We start from the raw sequence: 5,818 nt of genomic DNA on the forward strand, positions 1-5,818 counted from the left end.
CCCGACAGCCACCGAGGTCACAAGCGATTCAGACAAAGAGAAAACCGCTCTAGGGAGCACAAAGCCGAATTCGCATGCGTAGTATTATGTGCTCAATGTCTAGTTTTCCCTCAAAAAGACAGATGTACTTTCGGAACCGCTAGATGATATAATCCTCCGATTATCAATCGTAGCGTCGGGCGCGTTGAAATACGGGCGGTCCGGCTGCCGATGGTGGCGCGAAGGTCGGATCGGAAGTAGTAGACCCTCCCTCGCATGCTGGCCCGCACCACCGGTAACATGTTGCTCCACAGCAAGCAGCATTCAGTTCATCTACTGTGAACCGCAGGCGGACCGGAAAGCGCCAAGCGATTTTGGTGAAGTCGCCTGTCGCTTCGTTGGCTAAGATTAGCGCGAAGGTTGCGCTTGGCGCTTCCGAAACTCCGTAGCGGGAAGTCCACCCCAGCCCCAATTGTTGAGCTCGACCTCCTCAATAACTACGAACGTGGAGTCGAGCGGCTTATGCAGCACGTCGAGCAGCAGTTGGCTGGCGCCCGCGATGAGGCGTGCCTTCTCGTTGGCGGTTACGGCATTACGGCCCGGACCAGACCCTTCTCGAGTGACTTGGATGGTGATGATGGGCATGATGATCTCTTCTCCCTTCCTTGCTGGATCATGCGCCGGCGCTCTGGCCGCCGTCGATGTGCAAGATCTCGCCCGTTACGAAGCTTGCGTCTTCAAGGAACATGGTGGCGCTCACTACATCGGCGATTTCGCCCAAACGGTTCATCGGATGCAGACTGGCCAGAAATTCATGCATCTCGGGCTGGTGCATCGGTGTTTTGACCACACCCGGGGAGACGGCATTCACCCGGATGCCCTTTGTCGCGTATTCTAGCGCCAGGGCTTTGGTTGCGGAGTTGATGCCGCCTTTGGTGAGATTGGCCAGCGCAGTAGGCACAAGGCTCGTCGGCCGGTCGGCCAAACTCGTCGTAATGCTGACGACGTGGCCTGAACCCTGCAGCAGCATCTGACGCACTGCATGTTGGGTGATGTAAAAGAAGCCGCTAAGATTGGTCCCTATTTTCCGCTCGAAATCCTCCCGCGAGTACTCGGTGAAGGGCTTGGCTAGGAAGATGCCCGCATTGTTGACAAGCGTATCGACGCGCCCAAACTTCGTCACCGCTTCCGCCACCACGCGCTCGGCCGTCTTCGGCTCGGCGATATCGCCGCGCAGCGCAAGCACGCCCGCCGTCATTCCCTCCTGGAGGGAGCGTGCAACTGTCACCACGACGTAATCGCGGCGTCGGAAGCCCTCGACGAGAGCGGCGCCGATTCCCTGCGAGCCACCGGTGACGATAGCGACTTTTTGCTGACCGCTCATGGCCGTATCCGATCGCGTCTTGACCCGGCTGGATTGCGGGGACAACGCCCTTTGGGGCGCGTTTCAGATTTTTGCTCCTTCAAGGCCACGACAGAACGCTGCAATGTCGAGAAGCGCTTCTGCGAAAAATGGAAAGACGTCTCGTAAGGGTACGCACCCGCATCTAACGCGATCTCGTGCATGCGCTGACGGATCTCTAGACGCGGGTCGCGCAGGCTCGCCTTGCGTTGGGTCGACCGATGCTGGCGCGTCAGAGAGCAGGCCCGGCGATCACATATGCCGTGGCTTCGCGTCACAGTGGCCACAACCTCCTTCATGAGCGCTGGCCGGGAAACCCATTTGACAAGACATCCTGCAGTACGGCCTTGTCGAGGCTGAGCTCCGCCACCTGCCGCTTCAGCCAGGCATTCTCCTCGATTAGCTACTTGAACTCACGGACCTGATCCGTCTCCAGCCCGGCATACTGCTTTTTCCGAGCGCAGAATGTCTGCTCTGAGATAGCGAGCTTGAGCGTCAAATCGGCTACCGGCCGACCCAACTCAGCCGGCTTCAGTACCGCCGAGATCTGCTCCACCGAAAATCGCCGCTTCATGGCCGATCTCCACATCTAGCATGAGGAAATCTGCCGAATAACTAACACCAGATCCGGACCATTTTCGTCGCGTCACCTCAGTCTGGTTCGACCAAGGCTTGGTTTCAGCAGTTCCCACGCAGCGTGACTAATTCTGGCTGGCTACGACACAATTGCGAGGCCATGAAGGGGCAGATCCGAAAAGTCGGTAGACGAGACATTAGAGGTCAGACCACCTTCGTCGCCCAGCTATTCCAGATTGCCGCCTGATTTGCAGCTAGTAGCGGCCATTCGATACCTGCCACAGACTTCGCTGCACAACCGGCGGAGGCATCGGCGCAGCCGACCCAGCGCAGGGCGCATGCGTTATCGCCCCGCCTGTAACGCATTGCCCGGCCGGCAGAAACCGCACCAGGACGGATACGGCTCGCGCGCCAGATGCATAGCGCTCATCGGTCAACGCTTTGGGGCGTGGCTACGAGGCGCCAAAATGCGCGCCCCTCTGGTTCGGCGAGCGAGACCGGCGCGCACGGCATGAGCACCGTATAATGGAGGGGCCTGGGCGGCATCACCCGCGGCGGCCCGGCGCCAAGAAGGGCTGTCCGCTCCACGATGGTCAGGGAGGTGCGCCATGAGGCCGCTTCAGCCGCTATGAGGAGGTCTCGCTCGCTGTGCCGGGCATGCAGGACGACGATGGCGGCATGACGACCTTGGCCCAGGCCCCTTCAGTGCCGATTAGAAGCGAGACACGAGCGGCATGCACCGCCATCCGTGACAGCGCGCCACCCCTGGCTTGCGACGGCATAGCGGGCGTGGATGACGGCGCCTGCGCCGCACAGGGTGCGCTGCCCAGGGCCGGCCTGCTGCGGAGCTTGGTCGCCACCATCCGCCTCTGGCGGCGCCGCGCGCAGGAAAGCCAAGACCTCCTGGACATGTCGGATGCCGGCCTCCGCGACATCGGAATCTCGCGCAGCGAGGCTTGGTGCGCGGCGAGGAAGCCCTTCTGGCATGGCTAGGAGCGTCATCGGCAGACCGAGGAGGAGATCATGACGCAGAATCCGACGCAGGCGCCGGACCCTCTCCGCATCGCGCGCGACGGCGGCATCGCGGTCCTGACGCTGACGCGGCCCTACGCGCTCAATGCCCTGAGCAGTGAGTTGATCGGCTGCCTCATGGAGGCCTTCGACGCCTTTGAGCTGGACCGGGAGGTCCGTGCGGTGATCATCACCGGCGATGGCCGCGCCTTCAGCGCCGGGGCGGACATCAAGGGCTTCTTACCACATATGCGCCTCGGCCCACGCGAGGCGGTCGCGCATTTCCTGCGGCCAGGGCAGCGGCTGACAGCGCGGGTCGAGGCCTTCCCGAAGCCGGTCATCGCCGCCGTGAACGGCCTCGCCTTCGGCGGCGGCTGCGAGCTGGTAGAGGCGACGCATATCGCGATCGCCGCCGCCTCGGCCGTTTTCTCGAAGGCCGAGATCAACATCGGCATCATCCCGACCTTCGGGGGAACGCAGCGGTTGCCGCGCAACATCGGCCGCAAGGCCGCGACGGAGCTGATCCTGACGGGCCGGCGCTTCGGCGCCGAGGAGGCGCTCCGGCTCGGTTTGGTCAACCGAGTGACGGCAGAAGAGGCGCTGATGCCGACAGCGCTCGGGATCGCCCGTGAGATCGCCTTGAAGCCTCCCCTTGCGGTGTCTGCCGCCCTGTCGGCCATCCATCGCGGCCAGGACGTGGCGATTGAGGGCGGCCTTGCAATCGAGGCGGCGGCCTTCGAGGCGATCGTGCCGACGTTTGACGCCGTCGAAGGGGTCACGGCCTTCGTCGAGAAGCGGGCGCCGCATTTCGTCGGGCGCTGAAGCGCCAGCCCGCCATAACATGCCAGCCATGCTTACCTGTCACTGGAAGACAGGGCTTCTCTGCCTTGGAATGACGGCGGAGGTCCCTGGCCCATGGCGCACAGACTGCCCCCCTTGTCCGCGTTGCGCGTCTTCGAAGCGGCCGGTCGCCGTGGCGGCTTCACGGCCGCTGCCGCTGAGCTGGGCGTGACGCCCAGCGCCGTCAGCCACGGGGTGCGCACGCTGGAGGACGCGCTGGGCGTGCCGCTCTTCCACCGCGACCAGCGCGGCATGCGCCTCACGCCTGCGGGGGAGAAGTTGCTGCGCGAGGCGAGCCGCGCCTTCGAAGGCTTGGCACGTTGCGTAGAGAGCCTGGCGGAATCCACGACGCGGCGCCGGCTGACCGGCAGCGTTGCGCCGACCTTCGCAATAGGATGGCTGCTGCCGCGCCTCATTGATCTGCGCCGACGGCACCCGTCGCTCGATCTTGCCATCTCGACGGAGCGCGAGCATGTGGAACTCGGCGACGGGCGCTTCGACTTCGCCATCCGCATGGCCGCCACGCCCGTCGGACCTGCGGAGTGGCACCGCCTAGCGCCGGTCGGACTAGTGCCGGTCGCCGCGCCGGATTGCCGGCTGTCGCTCCCCGAAGCGTTGGGGCGACTCCCGGCTATCCATGTCACGGCCGGCGGGGAGGATTGGGCGGCCTGGGCGGCGCTGCGCGGCCTGCCAGCGCCCGATCCGTCGCGTGGGCTCCGCTTCGACACCGTGCAGCTTGCGCTGAACGCCGCCGCGCAAGGCCTCGGCCTTGCCCTGGCACGGCTCCCGGTCTGTGCTGACGACATCGCCGCAGGTCACGTGCGCACGCTTGACGAGCCGGTAGAGGGGGGCACTGCCTACTGGCTCGTCACCCGCCCGGGCCTGTTGCGCCAGCGCGAGGGACGGCTGCTCGCGGCCTGGATGCGCGAACGGCTGGGCAGCACGACGCTAGCGGCCTGAGGTGTTATCCGGCCGCAGAACCAGGCGGTGCCGCATCGAGCACCACGCCTCGCGTGAGCCACCAAAACACAGCCGCGGCCGCGCTGATGATGCTGCCGCCGAGGCATAGGCCCGCCCAGCCCGCGCGCGCATAGATCAAGGTGGAGGCGGCGGCGCCGAGCGCACTGCCGATGGCGTAGAAAATCATGTAGCCGGCAACGAGGCGGCTGCGGGCGTCGCCGCGCGTTGCATAGATCAAGCTTTGGTTTGAGACATGCACGGCTTGCAGCCCGAACGAGAGCGTCAGCGCACCGAGCGCTAGGAAGGCCAGCGTCCGCTGCATCAGGAGGATCGGGAGCCAAGCCGCAATCATCAGAAGAAGCCCGGCGGCGGTCGTCCGCTGGACCTCGCCGCGATCGGCGAGCCTGCCGGCGACCGCCGCGCCGATCACGCCGGTGGCGCCGGCCAGCCCGAACAGTCCAACCTCCGTCCGCGACAGCAGGAAGGGCTCTTGCGTCAGCGGCAGGACGAGCGGTATCCAGAGCATCGTGTTGGCAGCGAAAACGAGGCAGGCAAGGACGGCGCGGACCCGCAGCACCGGCACCTCGACGAAAAGCGTCGCTAGCGAGCGGAGAAGCCGTAAATAGTTGAGGGCCGTCGCTGGCTGCGGTCCTGGTGGGAGCAGGGCGAGGAGCAGCAGCGTGACCATGAACATCGCGCTTGCCGCGGCGAAGTAGACTGCGCGCCAGCCTAGCAGGTCCACGAGCACTCCCGCGACCGCGCGCGCAAGAAGGATGCCTGTGATGACGCCGCTGGTGACAAGCCCGACCACCCGGCCGCGCTCAGCCGGAACCGCGACGAGAGCCGCATGCGCAACGAGGATCTGTGTCACGACAGCCAGCAGCCCGACCGCGGCGAAGGCCGCGAAGAGGACGGGGGCGGATCGGACCAGCGCGATGGCGAGAAGGGCAGCGGAGGCGAGGAACGTATGGGTTATGACAAGCTTTCGGCGGTCCACTAGTGCTCTGACGCACTCTGCTGATTCACTTGGCCTGTGGACCGTGCGAGTCT

7 protein-coding genes are annotated in these 5,818 nt (G+C 64.9%); 3 read left to right on the top strand and 4 right to left on the bottom strand.

Translation table 11 applies throughout. The annotated features are described in order from the left end of the window. Positions 1-387: 387 nt before the first annotated feature. The 3 genes from AC5JJ6_RS38205 to AC5JJ6_RS38215 all read right to left on the bottom strand — a co-directional run bounded on the left by AC5JJ6_RS38205 (position 388) and on the right by AC5JJ6_RS38215 (position 1,955). Complete coding sequence (locus tag AC5JJ6_RS38205; RefSeq protein ID WP_496047051.1) at positions 388-624, bottom strand: tautomerase family protein; 237 nt, start codon at positions 622-624, stop codon at positions 388-390. Positions 625-652: 28 nt separating this feature from the next. Then, positions 653-1,363, bottom strand: coding sequence for an SDR family NAD(P)-dependent oxidoreductase (locus AC5JJ6_RS38210; RefSeq protein ID WP_496047052.1), 711 nt, complete (start codon positions 1,361-1,363; stop codon positions 653-655). 421 nt (positions 1,364-1,784) lie between these two features. Beyond that, on the bottom strand, positions 1,785-1,955 hold the full coding sequence (locus AC5JJ6_RS38215) for a transposase (protein ID WP_496047053.1): 171 nt from the start codon (positions 1,953-1,955) through the stop codon (positions 1,785-1,787). A gap of 659 nt (positions 1,956-2,614) precedes the next feature. Here AC5JJ6_RS38215 and AC5JJ6_RS38220 point away from each other — a divergent pair. The 3 genes from AC5JJ6_RS38220 to AC5JJ6_RS38230 all read left to right on the top strand — a co-directional run bounded on the left by AC5JJ6_RS38220 (position 2,615) and on the right by AC5JJ6_RS38230 (position 4,768). Next, on the top strand, positions 2,615-2,950 hold the full coding sequence (locus AC5JJ6_RS38220; RefSeq protein ID WP_496047057.1) for a DUF1127 domain-containing protein: 336 nt from the start codon (positions 2,615-2,617) through the stop codon (positions 2,948-2,950). Between the two features lie 30 nt (positions 2,951-2,980). Continuing rightward, a complete protein-coding gene (locus AC5JJ6_RS38225; RefSeq protein ID WP_496047054.1) occupies positions 2,981-3,790 on the top strand; it encodes an enoyl-CoA hydratase-related protein in 810 nt (269 codons plus the stop codon). 93 nt (positions 3,791-3,883) lie between these two features. After that, on the top strand, positions 3,884-4,768 hold the full coding sequence (locus tag AC5JJ6_RS38230) for a LysR substrate-binding domain-containing protein (RefSeq protein WP_496047055.1): 885 nt from the start codon (positions 3,884-3,886) through the stop codon (positions 4,766-4,768). Between the two features lie 4 nt (positions 4,769-4,772). On the opposite strand, the gene AC5JJ6_RS38235 is transcribed toward AC5JJ6_RS38230, so the two are convergent. After that, on the bottom strand, positions 4,773-5,818 hold a 1,046-nt coding region (locus AC5JJ6_RS38235; protein WP_496047056.1), incomplete at its 5' end, for an MFS transporter.

It is taken from the genome of Skermanella sp. (assembly GCF_059503625.1).

What these genes read in the sequence shown, in the direction of transcription:
- AC5JJ6_RS38205 (WP_496047051.1), bottom strand. Translation starts at nt 624, where the DNA reads ATGCCCATCATCACCATCCAAGTCACTCGAGAAGGGTCTGGTCCGGGC.
- AC5JJ6_RS38210 (WP_496047052.1), bottom strand. Translation starts at nt 1,363, where the DNA reads ATGAGCGGTCAGCAAAAAGTCGCTATCGTCACCGGTGGCTCGCAGGGA.
- AC5JJ6_RS38215 (WP_496047053.1), bottom strand. Translation starts at nt 1,955, where the DNA reads ATGAAGCGGCGATTTTCGGTGGAGCAGATCTCGGCGGTACTGAAGCCG.
- AC5JJ6_RS38220 (WP_496047057.1), top strand. Translation starts at nt 2,615, where the DNA reads ATGCAGGACGACGATGGCGGCATGACGACCTTGGCCCAGGCCCCTTCA.
- AC5JJ6_RS38225 (WP_496047054.1), top strand. Translation starts at nt 2,981, where the DNA reads ATGACGCAGAATCCGACGCAGGCGCCGGACCCTCTCCGCATCGCGCGC.
- AC5JJ6_RS38230 (WP_496047055.1), top strand. Translation starts at nt 3,884, where the DNA reads ATGGCGCACAGACTGCCCCCCTTGTCCGCGTTGCGCGTCTTCGAAGCG.